The organism is Paenibacillus glucanolyticus, from assembly GCF_037333485.1.
GTDB classification, from domain to species: Bacteria; Bacillota; Bacilli; order Paenibacillales; family Paenibacillaceae; genus Paenibacillus_AQ; species Paenibacillus_AQ glucanolyticus.
Window position 1 is genome coordinate 808,469 of the sequence record NZ_CP147845.1, and the last position, 21,441, is coordinate 829,909.

General features: G+C 42.3%; 16 protein-coding genes. 11 read left to right on the forward strand and 5 right to left on the reverse strand.

Translation table 11 applies throughout. The annotated features are described in order from the left end of the window. From WDY75_RS03820 to WDY75_RS03865, 10 genes are all read left to right on the forward strand, one after another. Positions 1-375, forward strand: a complete 375-nt coding sequence (locus WDY75_RS03820) for a hypothetical protein (RefSeq protein ID WP_063477849.1) — start codon at positions 1-3, stop codon at positions 373-375. A gap of 961 nt (positions 376-1,336) precedes the next feature. Next, on the forward strand, positions 1,337-1,705 hold the full coding sequence (locus WDY75_RS03825; RefSeq protein WP_063477847.1) for a hypothetical protein: 369 nt from the start codon (positions 1,337-1,339) through the stop codon (positions 1,703-1,705). Further along, entirely contained in the window at positions 1,693-1,899 is a 207-nt protein-coding gene (locus WDY75_RS03830) for a hypothetical protein (RefSeq protein WP_063477846.1), read from the forward strand. Before WDY75_RS03825 ends, WDY75_RS03830 begins: the two co-directional genes overlap by 13 nt. A 504-nt stretch (positions 1,900-2,403) precedes the next feature. Further along, the gene (locus WDY75_RS03835; RefSeq protein WP_082834254.1) at positions 2,404-3,075 is read left to right on the forward strand and encodes a helix-turn-helix domain-containing protein; all 672 of its coding nucleotides are present in this window, start codon (positions 2,404-2,406) and stop codon (positions 3,073-3,075) included. 349 nt (positions 3,076-3,424) lie between these two features. Next, positions 3,425-5,053, forward strand: a complete 1,629-nt coding sequence (locus WDY75_RS03840) for an ATP-dependent endonuclease (protein ID WP_063477844.1) — start codon at positions 3,425-3,427, stop codon at positions 5,051-5,053. After that, positions 5,040-6,164 (forward strand): UvrD-helicase domain-containing protein, encoded by a 1,125-nt coding sequence (locus WDY75_RS03845; protein ID WP_063477843.1) that lies wholly within the window; start codon positions 5,040-5,042, stop codon positions 6,162-6,164. The genes WDY75_RS03840 and WDY75_RS03845 overlap by 14 nt, the downstream gene beginning before the upstream one ends. 200 nt (positions 6,165-6,364) lie before the next feature. Then, positions 6,365-7,531 carry a hypothetical protein gene (locus tag WDY75_RS03850; RefSeq protein ID WP_063477842.1) on the forward strand — a complete coding sequence of 389 codons (1,167 nt, stop codon included), beginning with the start codon at positions 6,365-6,367 and terminating at the stop codon, positions 7,529-7,531. A gap of 65 nt (positions 7,532-7,596) precedes the next feature. Further along, entirely contained in the window at positions 7,597-9,855 is a 2,259-nt protein-coding gene (locus WDY75_RS03855; RefSeq protein WP_063477841.1) for a hypothetical protein, read from the forward strand. A 142-nt stretch (positions 9,856-9,997) separates the two neighbouring features. Next, complete coding sequence (locus WDY75_RS03860) at positions 9,998-10,603, forward strand: hypothetical protein (RefSeq protein ID WP_063477840.1); 606 nt, start codon at positions 9,998-10,000, stop codon at positions 10,601-10,603. A gap of 37 nt (positions 10,604-10,640) precedes the next feature. After that, positions 10,641-12,092, forward strand: coding sequence for a caspase domain-containing protein (locus WDY75_RS03865; RefSeq protein ID WP_063477839.1), 1,452 nt, complete (start codon positions 10,641-10,643; stop codon positions 12,090-12,092). A gap of 559 nt (positions 12,093-12,651) precedes the next feature. On the opposite strand, the gene WDY75_RS03870 is transcribed toward WDY75_RS03865, so the two are convergent. The 5 genes from WDY75_RS03870 to WDY75_RS03890 form a co-directional block, all read right to left on the reverse strand. Continuing rightward, positions 12,652-13,941, reverse strand: coding sequence for an ABC transporter substrate-binding protein (locus tag WDY75_RS03870; protein WP_063477838.1), 1,290 nt, complete (start codon positions 13,939-13,941; stop codon positions 12,652-12,654). Between the two features lie 162 nt (positions 13,942-14,103). Continuing rightward, entirely contained in the window at positions 14,104-15,723 is a 1,620-nt protein-coding gene (locus WDY75_RS03875) for a response regulator transcription factor (RefSeq protein WP_063477837.1), read from the reverse strand. Further along, positions 15,698-17,485, reverse strand: coding sequence for a sensor histidine kinase (locus WDY75_RS03880; RefSeq protein ID WP_063477836.1), 1,788 nt, complete (start codon positions 17,483-17,485; stop codon positions 15,698-15,700). Before WDY75_RS03880 ends, WDY75_RS03875 begins: the two co-directional genes overlap by 26 nt. Positions 17,486-17,648: 163 nt before the next feature. Continuing rightward, positions 17,649-18,485: a carbohydrate ABC transporter permease gene (locus WDY75_RS03885; RefSeq protein ID WP_063477835.1), complete on the reverse strand. Its 837-nt coding sequence runs from the start codon at positions 18,483-18,485 to the stop codon at positions 17,649-17,651. Next, positions 18,482-19,447: a carbohydrate ABC transporter permease gene (locus WDY75_RS03890; protein WP_006212864.1), complete on the reverse strand. Its 966-nt coding sequence runs from the start codon at positions 19,445-19,447 to the stop codon at positions 18,482-18,484. Before WDY75_RS03890 ends, WDY75_RS03885 begins: the two co-directional genes overlap by 4 nt. Before the next feature lie 376 nt (positions 19,448-19,823). On the opposite strand from WDY75_RS03890, the gene dcuS reads away from it, so the two are divergent. Further along, on the forward strand, positions 19,824-21,437 hold the full coding sequence (dcuS, locus tag WDY75_RS03895; RefSeq protein WP_006212863.1) for a DcuS/MalK family sensor histidine kinase: 1,614 nt from the start codon (positions 19,824-19,826) through the stop codon (positions 21,435-21,437). Positions 21,438-21,441: the final 4 nt, after the last annotated feature.

Sequence of the window (21,441 nt, forward strand, 5' to 3'; positions counted from 1 at the left end):
ATGAAGGTGCTTAAAATCAGTTATCCTACATCTTTATCAGAAATTAGTAATAAGGAGAATGACAATATTGATGTATTTGTTGAACTAGAAGATGGGTACAGTATAACAGTTGTTGTATCAACACCTTTGAATCTTCTTGACCAAATGAATAGAGATAATATAAACTTCATTGCCCCCCCACAACCAGAAATCATAGTCAAATCATTAACAGAAGAGAATATTGCGCTAGCAATAGAGGAATATGCTAGAGAAGATGCTTTCTGGCTCAAGTTATTATATGTAGCTAGTCTCGATAAAGATGCTATTGATTTAGGACGTATTCATCGATACCTATTTGAAATACAAAGAATGAATAACGAATTGACAGGTGAATAAATATCTAAATTATTTTTTAAAAAATGCATCAGTCAGATGTTCGATGGCATTATAGTGCGAAGTGTACATTAAAGATGTGAAATTCACATTATAATTATGAAGTAGTTTGATGGTCCCGAAGTTAATGACTTTCGGGACCTTTATTTTTTATGGGAAACACTTTTATATCGCTAAAATCAATTTTATCAGCACGATCGGCCTGACTTGTAGAATTTAGCTTGAGCTTGTAGATTTTAGGTTATCTATAACAGTTGGTAGCTCCGTGTCCCTAGGTGGTGGTGAATTTCACCGTCACCGAAGGAAAACTGTTTAAACTAAGAAAGTTATTAATAATTGCTTAATCTGAATAGGTCCGAAATAAGCCCTTAAGGAGTCAAAAATTTAAAGTGAAGATCCTTTTATCACCAGGCGGGGAGGTCTATATGTCCCTATAAATACTCTAGTTTTACAAGGATATTGGAGATGTATAATAACTTAGTGTTATTCTCAATAATATATTCAGGAGAATTAATTAATTCTTTAATATAGATGTGACAATTAAGGGTTTGTAGATGGAAAATGTGGGGGAAATGCCGTTGCAACATTTTCAAGGCGGACAGGCTTGAAAAATAATAATTTCAAAGTGAAGGTGTTTATTATGGGAAAGCGATCAGGTACGGGGGAAAACTCGATAATTAAAACTGTGATAACCCTGTTACTGGGTTTTGGGGCAGGATTTCTTTTAAATCATGACTGGAGACAAGGCACGGAGGCAATGTGTATGGGTATATTATTGTTTTTGATATACCTGTTGAGTAAGCGGATTGACGATAATATGTAGGATGATGAAGTTTAGATTGCTAAAAAGGAGAAGGACTATTTTTTTTGAGATGAATATCTAAATTAAGATAAAATGTATAAAATATCAAATAAAAGATACAATGATTGATAGAGGTTAATAAGAAAGGAGTTGTTTTGTTATATGATTACTAACTATATGAGAAAAGGTTATGGGAAAGTTACATCAAGGGGGATTTTATTTAAAGGAAATTATTACACATGTACAAAGGCAATTCGTGAGCAATGGTTCAAAAAAGCTGCACTAGAAAAGGAATGGAAAGTGAGAATTATTAGCATAATCGAATTTGCTGAAGTTATTTACATTGTAGATGGCGAAGGGGAAACGGAATTGTGTTATCTGATCAATTTAAGAAATGATATTTATTCAGACATCAAACTACAGCGTTATTTTCAAAGTATTCAAAAACTAAAAGCCTTGCGGAAAGCGATTGATGACGGTAAGAAGTATAGTAACCGGAACAAAAAGAAGGTGTTGACATGGAAGAGTTGATTGAAGATGTTGAACGAATCATTGACGTATATAAACAAAATATAGAACGACAAAAAAAGTATCATGACTATCCATTTACAAATAACCCGGATCATTATTTCAGGCTTATGATGCTTCAGAAGGCGATAGAGGTTTGGTCAAACTGCCTAGAAAAAATTCAAAAGAATTGGAAGCAGCTAGATATTCTACAGTAAAGATTTGACTGTGGCTGCAGATGAAGTGTACAGAAGAAATCCTACGCAACAGATAAAAAAATATACAATTTTAGTCCATGTGCCAAAGAGTATTAAAGAACATATAGTTAATGCACCAGAGAAATTTCCAAAGACCATTAAGTTTTTAAATAGTAGGGTTGAAACAGATGAACAATATTTGCTCCGACATCTCCCTGTAATCATTAGTCAGATGAATAAGTATAATAAAAAAATTACCTCACTAGAAAATATAAAGACTTTTAGTCCTATGTACAGGAAAAGTACGTTAGAGGTAGATGAAAAGCTAACAAAACAATTGAATAATCTACTAAAGAAGGATGAGCATAGTGTGTAGTATAATCACACTACTCATCCTTTTTGATATGCTTCTATGGTCCATGTTTTTGGATAATTATTGTGAATAAAGTAGGATTTTCTTGGTTGATGTCGAATTTTTACATATAACGTATAGTCCATAGTTACTAAGGTTAAAGTGAGGTGCCGATGGATAAGATTGTTGAATTAATCGAATTCGGCTATGAGTGCGATTATCTGGATTTTAAGGAGAGGCAGTACCATAAAGACAAGAGTATGGATTTACTAAAGGATATAATGGCGATGGCTAATTCACGGCATAATGGAGATAAATTTATTATTGTTGGAGTCAAGGATCGACCAGAAGGTAAGGAGATAAAGGGAATAGATCCTAAGGAATTAATAGATTCATCTAATTATGTGCAGTTAATTATGAATAATATCGAACCGGAAATACAGTTTGATTATTTCAAATATGAATATAAAGGTGCAGTGTTAGGCGTTTTCAAAATCCACAAAACAGATAATAAGCCATACATGATGAGGAAGAAATTTGACAGACTGAACGAGGGATATTGCTTGATTCGCAAAGGAAGTACGAATACGGTGGCTAAACGCAGCGATTTTGATTATATGTACTTAAATAAAGGGCAATTCGAGATGAGATTTTTAGAAAACGCTTTGCATGCTGTCTATGATGCCGACAGTTGCGCTTCTATAGAGGTGGCATTTACCAATTCCACAGAATTACCTGTCACTGTGATTGGTGGTTCTTTGTATGTGAGCAACGATCAAGGAAAAGAGCTGTCTAGGCACCGTGTGTATGGATTGAATGAATATGTAGTGCAGAATTTCAATTAACTGTATTGCCAAGATCCGAAGTAGTTGGACACTTGATGGTAGGCTTTGAATCATCAGATCCGTTTAGACTAAATATCGATGAATACGGCATAGGTGCTGAGCAATTTAATTTTGAGCTTTTGCTAGTGGATGCACGAGAAAAACGATATTTTGCAACGATGAATAAAGCAAGTGTGTTTGTAGACGGTGACTTTCTTTGGAAGGTTAAACAACAGAAGGGAATTCCACATAAGTTTCGGACGCATAGATGATTTAATAGTATGAGGGAAACAACTATCAATGTAGTATTCTATTTTAAATAGGTGGTTGGTTGACAGGTTTTCTATATTGAATTTGGGGAGAGCTCACTATGAAGATGAACAAACTTTATATTAGGAATTATAGAATGTTTAAAGATGTTCTGATAGAACTTAATAGTGGTTGCAATATTTTTGTTGGCGATAATAATTCTGGTAAGAGTACATTACTTGAAATAATTCAAGTCCTTCTGAGTGGGAAAATAAATAATTCGTCCTTTGAGCGTCAATTTAAGGCATCCTTTTTCAACTATGAATCTCGCTTCAATTTTAAAGAAATTATTGCTGACCCTTCTCAGAAAATTGAAGAATTACCTTCTATAATTGTTGAAGCTTATTTCGAGAATGATAGCAATAATTCTGAATATAAAGGAACAAATAACGAGCTTAGTGAAGACTGTCCAGGCATTCGTATGAGTGTCGAGTTTAATCCCGATTATTCATCGGCATTTCAAACGATGTTACAAAATGGAGAGATTTATGATATACCGGTTGAGTTTTATAAAGTAAGTTGGAGAGATTTTGGTGACAATCCAATTATATTTAGGACTTTTCCAGTAAAGGTATCAGTGATTGATACTACACAAAAGGATTATGACTCAGCAGTAAACAAATTTATTAATTCAAGAATTACTAACAATTTATCTGATGATGAAAAAGTACATTTAACTAGGGCATATAGAAAAATGAAACATGAATTTAATAACAATCCGAACGTTATAGCCCTTAATGAAAGGTTGTCCGAAGAAGAAAAACTAGACGATAAGGCGATAAAGTTTGGTATGCAGGAAGATGTGCTCGAATCATGGATGAATGAGGTTTCAATCGAAGTCGAGAACATTCCTTTTGAAGATATGGGGTTTGGTACTCAGAATCTAATCAAAATGGAATTGGTATTTAAACAAGACTCCGATAAATCTAGTGTAGTATTGTTTGAGGAGCCTGAAAATAACTTAGCATTTGGGAATATGTCACGTCTTATTTCAAAAATAAATCAAGACGAGAATAAACAAGTCTTTATATCAACGCACAGCAGTTTTGTAGCAAACAAAATTGGCCTTAAAAACATAATTCTCTTGTATAAGGGAAACATAAATCATCTAAATGCTGTAAACCCTGATACTATGGAGTTTTTCAAAAAATTGCCCGGTTACGGGACTGTTCGTTTTCTATTAGCAGAAAAAGTGATATTGGTTGAAGGGCCGACAGATGAATTAATTATTCAACGCGCTTATAAAGATGCTTACGGAAAGCAGCCAATTGAAAATGGAGTAGATGTCATTACAGTTGATTCATTAGCATTTAAAAGATATTGTGATCTAGCCATTTTAGTAAAAAAACCATTACGAATTATCACGGATAATGATGGAGATATTCAACGAAATATCATAGATAAATATAAGGACTACATCATGGCACATGGTGATTTGATAGAAATACATTATGAAACTAATGAAACACTACATACACTTGAGCCCAGCATTCTGGCTGTCAACTCAGTTGAAGCAGATGTCTTTAACAAGTTTAAACGGGTAATTTCTAAAAGGAATTCAATGGTTAACAAAAATGAAACGGAAATAGAATCTTTTATGATTAACAATAAAGCTGAATGGGGAATGAGGGTATTTGATTCAGAGGAATGCATCGAATATCCTGCGTATATAAAAGATGCGATACGATAATACATTGGTTCTTGCTTGTGCTGGCTCGGGTAAAACATACGGAATGTGTAGTGATGCAAAGTCTATATCTGAGAAATCTACTAAGAAAATTTTGATGCTGTCCTACACGAATAAAGGCGTTTACTCAATAAAGAAAGAGTATGCAAAACAAAATAATGGTGTTCTCGATAAAAATGTTGTTATAAGTACCTGGTTTCAATTCATATTAAAAGAATTAATTAGGCCATATCAGAGAAGCTTTTTAGGAGTGATCAGTCAAATAAAGTCTTTTGATTTTTCTAGGACATATGGTGTTGATTATGCTAGAAAAAATACCGTGTCGTATTTTCTGAATAAGAACAACGATGTAAAAGCTAACAATGCTACCGAGTTTGCACTTCTCTTAAATCAATTATCAAAGGGCGCTGTCCTAAAAAGGCTTGAGGAAACATATGCATACATCTATATTGATGAGCTGCAGGACCTGGTGGGAAAAGATATAGAACTCCTTGAACTTTTATTCCTTTCATCCATCAAAATCCATTGTGTAGGTGACTACAAACAAGCAACTCTTAAGACCCACAATCCGAAATCGGATAGAAAAAAGGGTGGTATGCATGTTTTTAGTTATCTTGAGACTTGCAAAGATTCACTTCAAATAAACATTGTTAAAAATAACATTTCCAAACGATTTGTTTCTGATATAGCAAACTTTGCGAATCTGGTATACCCAGTGGACCCGATTGTTGGAGTGCTAGAAGCCGAAGAACCGGCCATCGGGGTTTTTCAGATTCAACAGATTGATGTGCATGCTTATATCGAACACTTAAAACCATCTATTTTAAAATACGATGTCAGGACGCCGACCTTGGGGTATCCTTCATTAAACTTTGGGGTCAGTAAAGGGATGACGTTGGATCGTGTTTTAATTTTTCCTAATAAGTCACTTTATTCATTCTTACTAAATCCCATAAGCCGATTGAAGGCTCCAGACAAATACTTTGTTGGTGTCACTCGAGCAAAGTACAGCTTGGCATTTGTAGTTGAAAAATTCAAACCCAACGAATATTTTTTTGAAGATAATATCAATTTTGGAGGTAAGGACGTTACGGTTTTAAAGTTTAAAATATGAAACTAATTTTAACGACAGTTTAGTTTTTATGAGCTTAGATAACGAATGTCCGATTGTAAAACGGGGAAGACCTTATAAGCTCTACTAAGCATATTTACTGACAGCTATTATTGCTTTTCTTATCGAGCAAAAAATGGTGAGGTTACCGAAACCTTTTTAAGTGGTACCACTACGCAGCAAAACATTAAGGGGGGTCTGTGATGAAAACGTGCCCGCCCGAGATCAATTTAAACCTTTCTAGAAAGGATAAATGGATTTCTGAGATTAAAGGGTTTTTATGGAACATCCGAAATTGGGAATTAAGGCAAGTAGATTCGTTCATTAAAACGGATGGAAGCTCATCTATAGGACACATTTCAAAACGCAGAGTGGTTCAGCGATTATTTCCATGTCCAGTAGTCCTTGTTGAATTGCAAGATGATGTTTTTGTGCTTGGATTCATGGTTGGTCAGGGGGATTATAGCTTCAAAATACAATTCCCTGATGAATTAATTCTTCATCAAGTTCAAGATGCAGGCGATAAATGGCATCAGACCTTTGATCAACATAATTCAATTGTATGGATGTCCGTAAGTAAGTTGGGAATTTTGAACATAAGGTACGCGGATTCGATGTTGGATCGAGCAGTCGAATTTTATGAAATAGAGGAAGTTCAGAGGCTTTTGCAAATTCGTGATGATGCCTTAAAAAACATTGGGTTCCACTCAATTAGATTAAGCAGAGCAACAGGGCAACCAGATAATCGTATACAAGCTATCACTCGCTTTTATGACGGTGTACCAAAGGTGTTAACATCTGAAGATTTGGTCCAAGATATGATGAGCTATTCAAAGCTGTCGAATGTGTGTCCTGCAAATGTTAATGATGTGATGCAGAGAGCAAGGCTTTTATACGTTCATGGATATAGCGAGTGGGAGTTTTTAACTACGGCAGTGCATTACGCGGTATTATCGCTGGAAGCTTCATTGAGGTTACTCTACGATACGTGGCTCGGAGAAACTCCAGTCAGGGTGGAGGCAAAAATAATCGGAGTGCAGGTTTGTGAAACACTCGAACCATCAAGAGATACAATATTAAAATGGTCTAATAAAAACAAAGCCCTTGATGTCACGGTTAATGGCTTGATACTTCCACGTTCTAAGTCGAATCTAACCAATCATGCTGTTCATATTGGAGTTCTGACACAGTGGGAGAGGGATAGAATTGAGTATTTCTTGTGGCTACGCGATACATTGTCTCATCCGACAGGAACTTTTATTGAGTGGATTAGTTGGAGCAGAGAGTGTATCGGGGAGGTCTGTCTTCTTATAAATTTAATGTGGGCCCGATTTCTTGTTGGAATGCCTGATGAATTTTCGATGGCATAAACAAAGTCCGTCTATGTGTTAAAAGAGATTCTTGCAATAATTGTCTTTACTTGATGGAGGTAACGATGAATATAGACTACGATATTTTAAAAAGTGCTTTATCGAATGGGGATTCTACGACCGCAGCGGAAATAATCTATGAAGTATATCTTCAACATAGTAATAATGTAATGAAACCAATACTTCTAAGTGATTGTCTACCAGAGCCACTCCAAAGAGATTTTGATAAAAAAAACAAAACGCTCAAGACATTCATTTCCGCATGTGGGCTTGTGCAGCAAAGGCTAGATGAAAACAATAGAGATAACATAGACTTCATGATTCAGTATATGGGTACCATTAAAACCATCGTAGAAATTTATAAACACAATAAGAGTAATACAACAGTACTTGAGGGTACGGAGCTATTCCAAATTCCTATTCCAACAATTATACATATGATGTGTGTTTTTTTGGAAAACCAACAGAGACTTTCAGTGATTGAGTATGAAGCGAATATAAAAGGCTCTAAACATATTGATCTATTTTCACGGAATGTCGCTGACATTGATAGTGAAAATGGAAAATTGTCGATTGGTTCTAATCTTGAAGCAGGAATCGAAATGTTTAATACACTTTGTTCCTATTTATTTTATAAAGGAAAAAAAGTTCTAGACAAAGATTTAGAAGTTGCTAATGATGTGTCTCCGTATGATATTCCAAACATAGAAAAAATGAGCTTACTTGCTCTACATCGAGGAATGCTGAACCACCTGTGGGAGTTGGTGAAGTATAGAGAGTGGGGATATTCCATGCAATGTAATACGGAAGATGAAGAGCATATGTATTACGAGCCACTGGACGAAGAATATGCAAAACTTGAATTAGCTGCAATGATCAGGTACACCTATAAGGACCAATTGGATATTCTAAAAAAAGAAAGTCTTTATAACAGCCTGATACATAACCTAATTCCTTTGGAAAGTGATCTTGCGGAATCCATTGACCTCAATGATCCCCAATCTTTGTTTCGTTTGGACACTGAAAAGTTAATTAAATTGATTGAATTTTATCAGAAGATAAATAAGAGCTCTATTAAATCCTTAGAGTTTATCGATAGTGACTTCTGGTCACAAAATACTATCGGAATAAATAGGAATATATGTTTTGATAATTATTTTTTATTTATTTCATATCTTCAAGCGCTTGGATCCGTATATAGTGAAAAATCTCACGAGAAGTTTGACGATTATAACCGTAGTGGTTATAAACATCTCGCCCCAAGAATAGAAAAAGAATTGATTGTTTCGAACTTCACAGAGATATTTGGTGTAGAGCATGAAGTTGCAAGTGAATTACTCAATATGCTGACCTTTCAGCCTAAGGTACATAAAGATGATTTTTCAGATTTATTTTCGCAACCATTAGTTTACATGGGGAAAAAGGAAATAATCCTTGTGCCGGTATTAATTAAACAGTTGAACTTACCCCGAATGATTGAACAACAATTCGGTATTTGGAATATAGATGATGCCTATAAAGGGAAAGCATTTGAACGCTATATTAATATGGCCCTATCAAGTAATTCAAGCCTTAACGTAAATGTTGGAGGGCTAAAGATAGATGATGCTTTCGATGGAAAATCGGCTGAATTTGATTTCATTGCAACTTTTGGAGACCATATCCTACTAATTGAGATGAAATGTCTCCGCAGGCCTTATACCCCTAAAGAAATTTTTCAAATAGAGCATGAAGTTAATTACGGTGTTGAGCAGGTAAATAGACGAGCATTAGTTTTGCAAAAGGATTGGAATAAAATTAGACAAGTCGCTACGATCGACTTACCAATTCATCCTCCTGACTCAATGAAGATTATTAAGGTCGTCTGTTTGAATATCTTCAATTTTACAGCGAAGGTGAAGGATGATGTAATTATTACAGATGCCTCTTCACTTACTAAATATTTTGTGAGCCCTCTTGTGGAACAGTTTGAGGTTAGTGAAACAAGAAAAAAAATAGGTGAGTACTCCTTATGGGAAAAGGAATACCCGACTCCATTAGAATTCAAAGAATTCCTACGAAAACCTAATACTATTGCGGATATATACGATAGTGTGGAACCTGATCCCAGATCATTAATGTTAATTGATAGTACCAATCATCCAATAGGATTTCTTGATTTTTCTCTAACCAGTAACCCAACAGATCTGACGAATAAAAGGTTTAAATCTCTGAAACAAAAACTAGCCTCTAAAGAAAATTATGTAAGGATAAGGGTAAATAAAGATCGAAAAAAGAAAATAAAGCAGCAAAAACAGTCTAGAAAAATCAATAGAAAAAAATAATCTTTCTCTATACTATCTGGTTGAACTCCTCAAAAAAGTAGCTCGTATATTGGTGTAAATTATGTGAATGTGTTCGAAGGAGTCATTGTTTTTAAGTTTATTTCTTGATACATATTAACTAGATAAGGGGGTATCATGAAAGATGGATTACTATTACGAACCTAAATTAACGGGGGGAGCGTTGAATTCAGCAGGACTAAATTACCAAGATGCCTCCGCACTTTTTTTGTTTTTTAAATACATAAGCAGCCCTAAGTTAAATGTTAGAAACATGGGATTGGAAATGATAAACGACTTTTCATTGGTTGGAGAAAACAAGGTTATTTCGGCACAAGTAAAAAAGCAAGATTTAACTTTGACTAATGTTGTGGAAATACTAAAAACTCAAGATTATAGTTCCCATCTCCCTATGATAGTATCATGCAACTTAGATAAATCTATAGTTTCACATATTCGTGATAGAGACGCTCTTAACCATATCCTTAGCTCGGATTTTCCGGACAACATCAAAAATAGTGTTTCAAGAGACTTTTTTAATAAGATATCTAACAACAAAAAACTAGACTCTGTAAAAGACCAATTTATGAAATGTGAGTTTATTCAAATTCCTGAGCATGGTTCGGTATTACTATTACGAGCCCAAATTATAGAGTGGGTTTTTAAGCAAAAGTATTCCTTAAGCCTCCCGACAGCTTTTTCTTATATATGTGCCACGGCAGGTCTTGCTCGCCTGTTAGGGATTATTTAAGTTAGTACAATAACACTATAGACTAGGGATGAATCTAATGGCATACAAAGCTATTTTAGTAGCGGTAAATAATAATTTATTTCCTGAATTCACAGATTTGCCTAATACATTAAATGATGTCCGTGAAGTAAAACGTTTGTTAATGGAGACTCCGTCATATTTCCATATTACTGATGTGCAGGAGTTTACAGGAACTATTTCAAGAAAAACGATAATAGCTGCAGCTTTAAAAGAGTTTTTTGAAAGTGCAACAAATGAAGATATACTCTTCCTTTTCTGGGCGGGACATGGGTATTTATACCAAGGAGAGGGTTATTTGGTTCCATTTGAAGGTGAGACTCAAAAAACAGTTGACTCCATGATAAAGATGGCTGACGTCAAGAGCTTGATAGATAAATCAAAAGCAAAAGTAATAGTTAGTTTCTTTGATACATGCCATAGTGGTTCTATAGTCCGAAGCCAGGACATTTTAAGAGGGCTTCAAATAACAGGTTCGGGAAAAGTTATTGTTGCCGCATGCCAACCTCATCAATATGCCTATGACCGAAACGGTCATGGCGCCTTTACTGATTACCTGATTCAGGGTTTGTCGGGAATGGCTGCAAATCGACAGGGGGTAATAGACGTTTATACTCTTTATTCTTTCATTTCTTCAAAGTTATCTGATGAGTTTCAATCCGGTGTTCAAGTTCCTGTGCTTTCTTCTTCTACGATAACTGGGCAACCGATCGAAATAAAAAGAATAGTGCCAAGGGTCGATGAAAAACAAAACAAAGAATTTAGTGCGGAAACAGACATTGATAACTCTGGAACGAGCTACTGGCTAGGAAATCTAAGTAGTGAATTTGATAGCTTTTCTGAAGTTAGATTAGGAGAGTATAACTTGACCTTGAATAATCCCAATTCTGAAGTTGAAAATGAGCTCCGCAAGTTAAATGAACAAAAGAACGTTGTGGGTTTTGCTATAAGAAATCAAGCATGTTTAGTTAGAATTGTGAATTTGAATATCACATCAGGTAAATCAGGTGAAGTAATAGAAGTTGAACTGCATAAAGTTGTAGGTAACCATGAATCAGCAATGATGGACATGGCATATGGGGGAGGACAGGGAAGAAGTCTTTCTGCCGATGAAATTGCCACGATACGTGCCAATAGAATATTATTAGGCGAACCTAAAGAAGAACGATATTCTTCAGTTGGAGACATGCTTCTAGAAAGTTTGATAAGTAACCCCGTGAATGCTAGTATTAAGCCAGTAATAGCAAACTTAATTGAGAATCTACAGAAACAACAGTATAAACTGACAAGGATTCGTGTCATCACAGTGGGGCACTTAATATTGACCGGTACTGTTGAACGAATTGAAAAATTGAGCTTTAAAGTTACTGATGGTACTATTTCCGAGGTATCCTTTATCGGATACAGGAAGAAATATTACTCTAACGTTGACCCCTTCCGTATTGAGATAACTGGTAAGGTTCCTAATTAATGCGGTTTCCAACTTTTTTTCCATGGTAATATTTAGTAGTTCCAGACTTTCTTTTTTTCGCTTTTATCACGTACTCTGGTAAACCCAATAAAATCAACAAATTTGGTTCCAGAGATTTTTTACACCCAACAGGAAAATATAAGCTTCCTAGTGGCACAAAGTGTAGAAGAGTAAAATGTGTGGAAACACATATAAGATATCGTATATAGTAGGCAGTCTAAGGGAGTCATCCCAGGCTGCCCTCTTTTTATTTCAATGAACATTATTTCGTGTGGAATCTGATATATGCTGGTTTAAAGAAGCTGTTTGAGCCTGTTTATTTCATCGAAATTTCAAAGCGGTCGTGGCTGGCTGTGATTCGATGGAGTTGTGCCGACCCAGGACACAGTCGGTGCTCCCTATATTGTTGCGGTAAAGCTGACTTACAAGATGCCGCTCAGAACTGAAAAGCAAACACCAAAAAGCACCTGATACTATCAGGTGCTTTTTGGTGTGCTACTGCTGCCGCTGCCGCGTACGCATTTTATGCAAACGTAATCCAGCCCTTATGGGACATAGCTTACTCCAAGCTTTGGCTTAATTTGACAATCTGATTCCAGCCCTCGTCGATGCTGATTTTACCGAACATAATCGACTGCGTGATGTTGTCGTACTCCTTCGTGAAGTTGGCCCAGCCGCCCTTATTCCCCGGGCCGGGGTCAAACGCGGCGCCGTCCTTGGATACCTCGTTGATCAGACCGAGGGAGCTTTTATCGACGTCCGTAAATTTAGGCTGGAGCGCATCGGCTACGCTTTTATTAACGGGAATCCCCCTCGAAGTGCCCAAGATTTCTCCGGCTTCTTCGCTGTTGACGAACCAGTCGATAAACTCCTTCGCTTCCTCTTTATATTGGCTGTTGGGGCTGACACTCCAATACATGGAGGCTTTCAGCCAGCCGCTCGCCTGCGTGGCCCTCGGCTGAGTCGTTAGTGCCATCACGCCAGGTTTTAAGGCATCCGTTCCGCCGAATTCCGCCGCATGTGCGCCCCGAAGCAGAATCTTTTCCTGGATGAGCAGGTCCATTTGTGCGTCCTGCCCTTTATCCGACACGGTCACGTCCGGAGGTGTCACAAGTTGTTCTTTGCGAAGCTCAGCCCATTGGTTCATCCAATCCTTCCAGGTAGCCTCGTCATAATGGAATTTTCCGTCCTTGCTCATGGAGAAGCCTTTGCCCATGCTCAGCTGATAGGACATATAGGACGCGCCATCCGCGGTCAGGTCCCGCGTGAGGTATTGGTCTTTGGCCAGCCTCGGTTTCAGGTCACGCGCCATGGCAAAAAACTCGTCCCATGTCTTTGGCGGTTGAATGCCGAGACTGTCCATCATCGTTTTGTTGTACACCATGCCCCAGGCATTGTTGCCCAGCGGCATCGCGTACAATTTGCCCTGATAGGTGCCAGTCTCAAGCAGCACCTTATCGATCTTGTCCGTCGGAATGGAGGAGAGATCCTCCAGCCGTCCGCTGGATGCCCAATCGTTGAACCAGGCGGCATCCATTTGGAAGATATCCGGTGTATTTTTCCCCGCGGACTGGGTAGACAGCTTGTCCTGGTACCCGTCGAAGGACTGGTACTCTGGTTCGAAAGTGATGCCCGGATGCTTTTCAGAGTATAAATCAAGCGCTTTCAAAGTTGCGTCATGCCGGGCTTGAGAGCCCCACCACATGATCCGGAGTGTGATGGACTTGCCGTTTCCCGAATCCGCGGATCCGCCTTCTTCCTTCTTGACACCGCTGCAAGCGGAGAGAATGAGTGATAGTGAAAGCACTGCCGCAGCGCCAGTGGCGAGACGATGCCATGATTTTCTCATCGGATGAACCTCCCTTAAGTAACTGATCTACTTCTTCACTTAACGTACCAAGTCCAGAGCCTCCCTCGTAGTGGACAAATCAACAAATCGTTTCAGTATTTTACGATTATCGAGTGAAGGGGGCCATATGCTTAACGCCAGGAATAATCGGGAACTCTTCGTTCAGGCTCTGTGGAACTCAGTGGGACTGCGCCCGGTATGCTTTTTGAACAGGGTGGTGAAGTACGGAACATTCCGATAACCGACCCGCTCGGCGATTTCGGCGATCAGCAGTTTTTTCTCGAGAACCATGCGCTTGGCTTTTTCCATTCGGACCCTGGTTAGATAATCTCCAAAGGTTTCGCCTGTAAACTGGCGGAATAACGTGCTGAGATAGTTTTTGGAGATATAGACCTGGTCGGCCAAATCCTGAAGGTGGATGTTCTCGGCATAATGCTCATGAATGTATTGGATGATATAATCGACCGTTTCCTTATGCTTGAGGTTCTCGTTAGGCGTGTAACGCGAGCAGATTCGTTTCACTTTCTCCGCTATCCATGCTTTCCACTGCAACGCATCTTCCATTTGGTCCAGCTCTTTGGTCAAGTCCGTGAGAGGCAGTTCATCGTCGAGCCGGATGCCGGACTCATACAGGGTGAAGGAGAGGATGGCGAACAGCTGCGTTCCGATGGCGGTAAGCTCTTCGGGTTGGAGCCGGGCCGCGCCGTTATCCCTGCGGAAGAAATCATCCAGCGCCAGCAGCGCCCGGGGCTCATCGAAGGTTCGAACAGCGTCGGTCATCTCCTGGAAAAATCGCACCGGCCGTACGCTCCGGGCTGCTGAATGCCGGAAACCGCCTTCGTTATAAACGTAGACACAGGGAAAGGCGACATCCGGTTCGCGCCGCTCGGCGAGTGCCTGAAATGCTTCTTCGGTAGAATCGGGGATGGCAAGCCAGTCATCTTTGCGAAGACCTGCCCCGATGTGCAGCTTGACCTTGAGGAATCGATGCACAGACGAGTTGATTCGCCCTGCCAGTGCCAGAACTTCCGAGCGGAACGCCTCTGTCGGCCAGGAGAGGGGCTTATACAGCAGCAGTGCCATATGGTGACTATGCAGCTCCAGGAAATAGCTGCGCAGCCCATCCTGGCCGGCCAGCTCCTCGACCGTGTTGCCCACGGCGAAACGGAACAGGTGCCAGTCACGGACGGAGATTCCCTCCATACGTCCTTGCCGCTTGATTTCTAAGGCCAGCATCATGAATTGGGCATTCTTCCAGCCGAGCCGTTCCAGCATTCGGGAGGGATCTGTCAGCGGGGAGGGTGTTCCTCCGGTGAGGACGGACTTGACCCATTCCCTTTCCAGATACGGCTCATACTGCATAAGCTGGGTTTGAATCTCCTGCTCTCTGTGTTCCAGCGCTCGGCGTTCCGCAAGCTCGCGGGTGACGCGCTGCAGCACCTCGCGGATCGTGGTCGGTGAGGCCGGCTTCGGTAAATAATCATCAACCTGAAGCCGAAGCGCCTTACGAGCGTAGTCAAAATCCGAGTACCCGCTCAAAATGATGATTTTGCCAGCGTACTGCTGCTTACGGAGCTGTTCAATCATATCGAGACCGTTCATCACCGGCATATAAATATCCGTAATGACAATATCGGGCTGAGTCGCTTCAATCAGCCGAAGTCCTTCTTCACCATCTAGAGCCTCCCCGACAGGCCGGACTCCGAGCTGCTCCCAGGGAATCAGCCGGGACATGCCGCTGAGCACTTGCCGGTCGTCATCCACGATAGCGATGGTCCACATGTATTCCTCCCCCTTCCTGATCCCGCGGCTGATTTACCTTCGGCCAATAGATCTCCGCTTCGGAGCCTGGCGCATCGGTACGGTTGCGAAGCGAAACGCCAAAGGGCGGGCCGAAATAAACCTGTATGCGCTCCTTTACATTGCGGATCCCGTATCCGCCCGTGGGATGGCGTTTACGAGTCTTCCAGTCTTCACGCAGTCCGATGCCGTCATCCCGAATCCAAATCCGGATGCCTCGGTCCTCTTCCATGCAAATCAGATGAATCCGGCCCTGGCGTCTGCCATGAAAACCATGCATAACGGCGTTTTCTACAAAGGGCTGCAGGGTCAGTTTCGGAATCATCAAATGCCGTAATTCCTCTGGGCAATCGATGTGCCATTCCAATTCTTCGCCCCACTTGAACTGCTGGATTTTCAGAAAGCAATCCACGTGCAGAAGCTCTTCCTGAACCGTAATCATGGATTCGCCGCCCGACAGCCCGATGCGGAACATCTGTCCCATCAGCTCGAGCACTTGGCTGATCTTCTCCTGGCCAGCTTCAAGGGCCATCCAATTCAGCTGATCCAGCGTGTTGTAGAGAAAATGGGGGTTAATCATGGCTTGCAGCGCCTTGATCTCCGCTTCGCGCTGTGCTTTATACTGCTGTTCCAGGGATTGATACAGGGTTTCGATCCGCTCGGTGAGCTTGCGGTAGCCGCTGAACAGGCTGCCAAATTCGTTACGGTATTCCGTCGGCAGCGGCTGTCCACGCTTCTCGGGATTAAACGCCTGCATCAGCTGAACCAGCTTCCGGATCGGCCGCGTGAAATTTCGGGATAGGAACAATGTGAAGAACAGGGACAGCATAATGGCGGCGGCTCCAACTACAGCCATCGTCCACGCCAGACGTACACTTCCGCTGGTGATGTCCTTCCAGGGCGTAAGCTCCACCAGCATCCAGCTGCCCGGGGACGTCCGGGACCATACCGTAAGCATGCTCTTCTCCGGCAGTGAGCCGGCGGCAGCCAGCACCTGATGCGCATGGCCAGTATCCCCGTCGACCCGCTCCAGGATGGCGTTGATTTCCCCGGGAGGCGGAGCAATTCGGGTGTGCATGATCATCCGGCCGCCGGAGTCGAGCAGCAGTCGGCTGGCCGAGGAGTTGTCTTCCGTCAGAATTTGCTGCAAAAATTTAACCCGGACATTGATGATCAGAATCCCCCGGTTCACACCATCCAGCGTGGTGATTTTACGGATAAAGCTGATTACCTGCTGCTTCCCCTGCGGGGAACCGACCTCACGCTGGCCGATCCAGACAAAGTCGGACTTGTCGACGGCCGGATACCAGCTCTCCCGGCTGGCCGAGGCGAGAGGGAGGTACTGAATGTTGGCGTTCGGGTCGACCTGAAGCGGATCATTCATATAAATCTGAAAGGAGAACATCGAGCGAGAGCTATTCAGCATCGGCGCCAAATAATCCCGGTTCAGCTCGTCCCTCGCTGTCTTTCGTGCATAATAATCTCCGTTCATCGTTACATAGTTGACCAGAGGTGAGTTAATGGACACGGCTAACGAGGTTTGCTCCACAGCACTCATATGGTCGGTAAGCTGCTTGTTGAGCTGCTGCAGCACCGCCTGCTGGTACATGGAGGTGCTGTCCGCTTGCTCAGCTGCCGAGAACCGATAGCTAACGATCATCATGATCGTGATGAGGACCGCGACAAAACCGGCAAAGCTGAAGAAAAAGACGTAATCGATGCGGAACGTGCGAAACGGATTCATGCGTTTTTCCCTCCTCTTGGTAGCTGTGAGGACTCTGCATTCGCTCTGCTGCCTCAAAGCCAACGTTGACGGAAGCCGAATGAACGAGTCCGTCCGGCTTAACCGCTGCCTGAAGAAGAGCTGGAATAAACTTGGCACAGCGATCCGTTTACCGATCTGAAACCTAACCTTTCAGCCCGGTTGTGGCGATCCCTTCCACGAAGTGCTTTTGCGCCAGAAAGAAGATGACAACCGGCGGCAGCACGGAGAGCAGGGATACGGCAAGCAGTTGTCCCCACGGAACGGCTGACTGGGAATCGATGAACATCCTGAGCGCGAGCGGGACGGTATACTTGTCCACGGTATTCAGATAAATCAGCGGGCCGAAATATTCGTCCCAGCCCCAAATAAACGAGAAAATCGTGACCGTAATGAGGGCCGGGAGAGTCAGCGGCATGATGATGCGCAGATAAATGCCGAACCAGGTGCAGCCGTCGATTTTTGCTGACTCATCGAGCTCACGCGGAATACCGCGGATGAATTGGACAATCAGGAAAATAAAGAAAGCTCCGCCCATGGCTGACGGGATGATCAGCGGCAGATAGGTGTTGATCCAGTCGAAGAAATGGAACATCGTATACTGCGGGATGAGCGTGACCTGCCCCGGAAGCATCAGGGTCATGAGCAGGATGGAAAACCATAATCCCTTCAGCGGAAAGGTCAGCCTAGCGAAGCCGAAAGCCACCAGGCTGGCTGAAATAACGTGAATGATCGTAGTCGCCACGTTGAGCTTGAGGCTGTTCATAAAGAAGCGTGTAAACGTATACTTGGGCAGTGCCATCCAGCCTTCCGTATAATTTTGCCACAGCCATACCTTGGGGAACAGGGTGGGCAGACTGATTTCTGGTGTAGACTTAAAAGAAGCGCCGATCCACCAAAGCACGGGATAGAACATCACAAAACAGAACGCAATCATCAGCACATGGACCAGCCAATTTTGTTTATTATGAGCCCCTGTCATTTGCGACCCTCCGTTTCAGTTTCGTAGAACACCCAGTATTTGGACGCAACAAAATTGAGCGCCGTGGCAATGCCGATGATAACGAGCAGTATCCAGGCCAAGGCCGAGGCGTAACCCATCTGCAGCGAACCGAAGGCTTTATTGTAGAGGAACAAGGCAAACATCTCGGTTGAATTGACCGGTCCTCCATTCGTGACCACAAAAGCCGAAGTGAACATCTGGAATGCGTTGATGATGCCCATGATCAGATTAAACAGGATGACCGGGGATAACATGGGCAGGGTAATCCGGATAAACTTGCGGAACGGCGATGCTCCGTCCACGGAGGCAGCCTCATATAACTCACCAGGGATTTGTTTGAGACCGGCAAGGAAGATAATCATCGATGAACCGAACTGCCATGCCGTCAGCAGCACCAGGGTGGCAAGGGCGGTGGAGGGGGTGCCAATCCAGTTTTTGGGGGCGATTCCGACCCAAATCGCGAGATGATTAATGAAGCCGTTCAGGCCGAAGATATTGCGCCACAGCACGGCCACCGCCAAGCTTCCGCCGATCAGAGAAGGCAGGTAGATGATGGTCCGGTAGAAGGAGATTCCACGGATGTTCCGGTTCAGCAGCAGGGCTACAGCCAGCGCAGCCAGCAGTTTCAGCGGCACGGAAGCGATCACGTACAGAAAGGTCACCTTCAGCGAATTGAAGAAAAGCCGATCTTGGGAGATATCCTGGTAATTCTTGAGTCCGATCCAGCGGGCCGGCTCCAGCAGCGAATACTCGGTGAAGGATAAATAGAAGGATTGGATGATGGGCCACAGCTGTAAAATGAGAAAGCCCAGCAGCCAGGGTGCGATGAACAGGTAGCCGGCTAACGGAGCGTTCCAGCGTCCTTTGAACCTTTTGGTAATCGCTTTCATCTTTTTGTCCAGTTCGACCTTACCCGCCGACTGTACCGTTTGTGGATTCATGATTGATTAATCTCCTCTCGCCTATTGATAGCTCCCATTGTATCCTGATGAAAATGTGGCCTGTAGGCGAAAGATGCACAAATTCTTTCATTATTGAATGATGATTAGGAGTGAATTCAAGGTAAATTGCAGGGGGATGTTTTAAGAGTATCTTTTCTGACGATGGGTGTTCAGCACAAAGGACTGTAAAAAGCATTAAAAGCATGCCGGTTACTATGGGCGTCAAGCAGTTGAGTTAATGTGCTGAGGAGAGGTCTGCAGAATCACAAAATCCTTATTTCACAAGGGTTTTGTGACATCGTTGTCGAATTTATCTGCAAGGAAAACCGACTCCACTACATTTTATCAAAACAAGATAGAAAGGTGACCAAGATGGATGGTACACGGTCTCAAAACATTTGTTTTTTCGAATAGACCTTATAAACTAAAAACGCTTATCATTTTACTGGTAACCGTTGTGCTTGCGGTGTCTCTTATTTTGACAGGTATACTTATTGCAAATGACTATGCAACTACAACCCAGAGAAATCTCGAAGATAAAGCTAAAGCGATTGCAAGTGCAGTGGGGCACACCTCCACCACTCTGGAAAGCCTGCGCAATGGAAGTTATGGCGGTGCGGTCCAGACTTATACAAAGGATGTTCAAGCGGACACAAACATTGAGTACATCGTGGTCATGGATATGAATAGCATTCGCCTCTCTCATCCTAACGAAGAGATGATTGGCAGAAGGTTTGTAGGAGGAGACGAAGGGCCAGCCCTTGCAGGAGAAAGCTATACATCGGTCGCTCTCGGCACTTTGGGAGAGTCGATGCGTGCCTTTGTGCCAATTTGGGACGGAGCAGAGCAGGTTGGCGCAGTGGCGGTGGGGATGGCAAAGGATAAAATAAATGATGCGGTTTTTCATAGTCAAAAGATTATCCTTTTCGGCATGAGCATTGGTTTGGCTGCAGGCTTAGTTGGTGCACTCCTGCTGGCGCAAAAGGTCAAGAACACGATGCATGGGCTGGAGCCGGCTGAAATAAGCAAACTACTGGAGGAAAAGGAAGCGATGCTTGCTTCCGTTCGTGAGGGAGTAGTGGCTATTGATGAAAAGGGGATCATGGTGGTGGCCAATCCGGCAGCGCGGGATATATTTAAGAGGGCTGGTCTTGGAGTCGATCCTATTGGGAAAAATGTGCAAGAAATTATGCCAGAATCAAAGCTGCAGGAAGTTCTCATTCATCAAAGAGCAGAGATGGACCAGCCGCAAAAACTTAACAATCTGGAAATCGTCGTAAACTGTGTTCCTGTTAAGGCAGCAGGCAAACTCGTAGGAGCACTGGCTACGTTTCGTGATAAGAGGGAGTTGACAAGCATGCTGGAGCAATTATCAGGGGCCAAAAATTATGCAGAAAGCCTTCGGGTTCACACGCATGAGTTCATGAATAAGCTTCATGTGATATCAGCAATGGTACATACAGAATCTTACAAGGAATTGCTGGAGTATATAAAACAAATTTCAAATTACTATCAAAAAGATGTAGGCTGGGTCTCCAACTATGTGAAAGACCCTGTGTTAGCAGGATATTTGCTTAATAAGCTCACCTTTTTACAGGGTCATGATGTCAAAGTCACACTTACAGGGCAAGAAGCGTGGCCTTCCATTGCACGGTCAGAAGTTCTGGATGCGCTTACTACCATAATAGGAAACAGTTTGGACAACGCCTATGAAGCGATGGCCGGGCAGGAAGAAAAAGAAATAACGGTTGAATTGTCTTCAACCAAGGACGGCTGGCTTGAATGGACGGTGCGTGACAATGGCCCAGGTCTATCGGAAGAGCTTCCAGGGGAATGGATCAGAAAAGGAAGTTCTACCAAAGGAGAGGGACGGGGCTACGGCATGCATCTAATCCACAAAGCGGCGGCAGACACAGACGGCACTGTGCATATATCATCAAGGAAAGGAGACGGGATGAAATTGACGGTGCGCATCCCATACCAGGCATGATTCA

Bases quoted from the DNA above. Each gene is read 5' to 3' on its own strand.
- WDY75_RS03820 (WP_063477849.1), top strand. From the start codon at position 1: ATGAAGGTGCTTAAAATCAGTTATCCTACATCTTTATCAGAAATTAGT.
- WDY75_RS03825 (WP_063477847.1), top strand. From the start codon at position 1,337: ATGATTACTAACTATATGAGAAAAGGTTATGGGAAAGTTACATCAAGG.
- WDY75_RS03830 (WP_063477846.1), top strand. From the start codon at position 1,693: ATGGAAGAGTTGATTGAAGATGTTGAACGAATCATTGACGTATATAAA.
- WDY75_RS03835 (WP_082834254.1), top strand. From the start codon at position 2,404: ATGGATAAGATTGTTGAATTAATCGAATTCGGCTATGAGTGCGATTAT.
- WDY75_RS03840 (WP_063477844.1), top strand. From the start codon at position 3,425: ATGAAGATGAACAAACTTTATATTAGGAATTATAGAATGTTTAAAGAT.
- WDY75_RS03845 (WP_063477843.1), top strand. From the start codon at position 5,040: ATGCGATACGATAATACATTGGTTCTTGCTTGTGCTGGCTCGGGTAAA.
- WDY75_RS03850 (WP_063477842.1), top strand. From the start codon at position 6,365: ATGAAAACGTGCCCGCCCGAGATCAATTTAAACCTTTCTAGAAAGGAT.
- WDY75_RS03855 (WP_063477841.1), top strand. From the start codon at position 7,597: ATGAATATAGACTACGATATTTTAAAAAGTGCTTTATCGAATGGGGAT.
- WDY75_RS03860 (WP_063477840.1), top strand. From the start codon at position 9,998: ATGGATTACTATTACGAACCTAAATTAACGGGGGGAGCGTTGAATTCA.
- WDY75_RS03865 (WP_063477839.1), top strand. From the start codon at position 10,641: ATGGCATACAAAGCTATTTTAGTAGCGGTAAATAATAATTTATTTCCT.
- WDY75_RS03870 (WP_063477838.1), bottom strand. From the start codon at position 13,941: ATGAGAAAATCATGGCATCGTCTCGCCACTGGCGCTGCGGCAGTGCTT.
- WDY75_RS03875 (WP_063477837.1), bottom strand. From the start codon at position 15,723: ATGTGGACCATCGCTATCGTGGATGACGACCGGCAAGTGCTCAGCGGC.
- WDY75_RS03880 (WP_063477836.1), bottom strand. From the start codon at position 17,485: ATGAATCCGTTTCGCACGTTCCGCATCGATTACGTCTTTTTCTTCAGC.
- WDY75_RS03885 (WP_063477835.1), bottom strand. From the start codon at position 18,485: ATGACAGGGGCTCATAATAAACAAAATTGGCTGGTCCATGTGCTGATG.
- WDY75_RS03890 (WP_006212864.1), bottom strand. From the start codon at position 19,447: ATGAATCCACAAACGGTACAGTCGGCGGGTAAGGTCGAACTGGACAAA.
- dcuS (WP_006212863.1), top strand. From the start codon at position 19,824: ATGGTACACGGTCTCAAAACATTTGTTTTTTCGAATAGACCTTATAAA.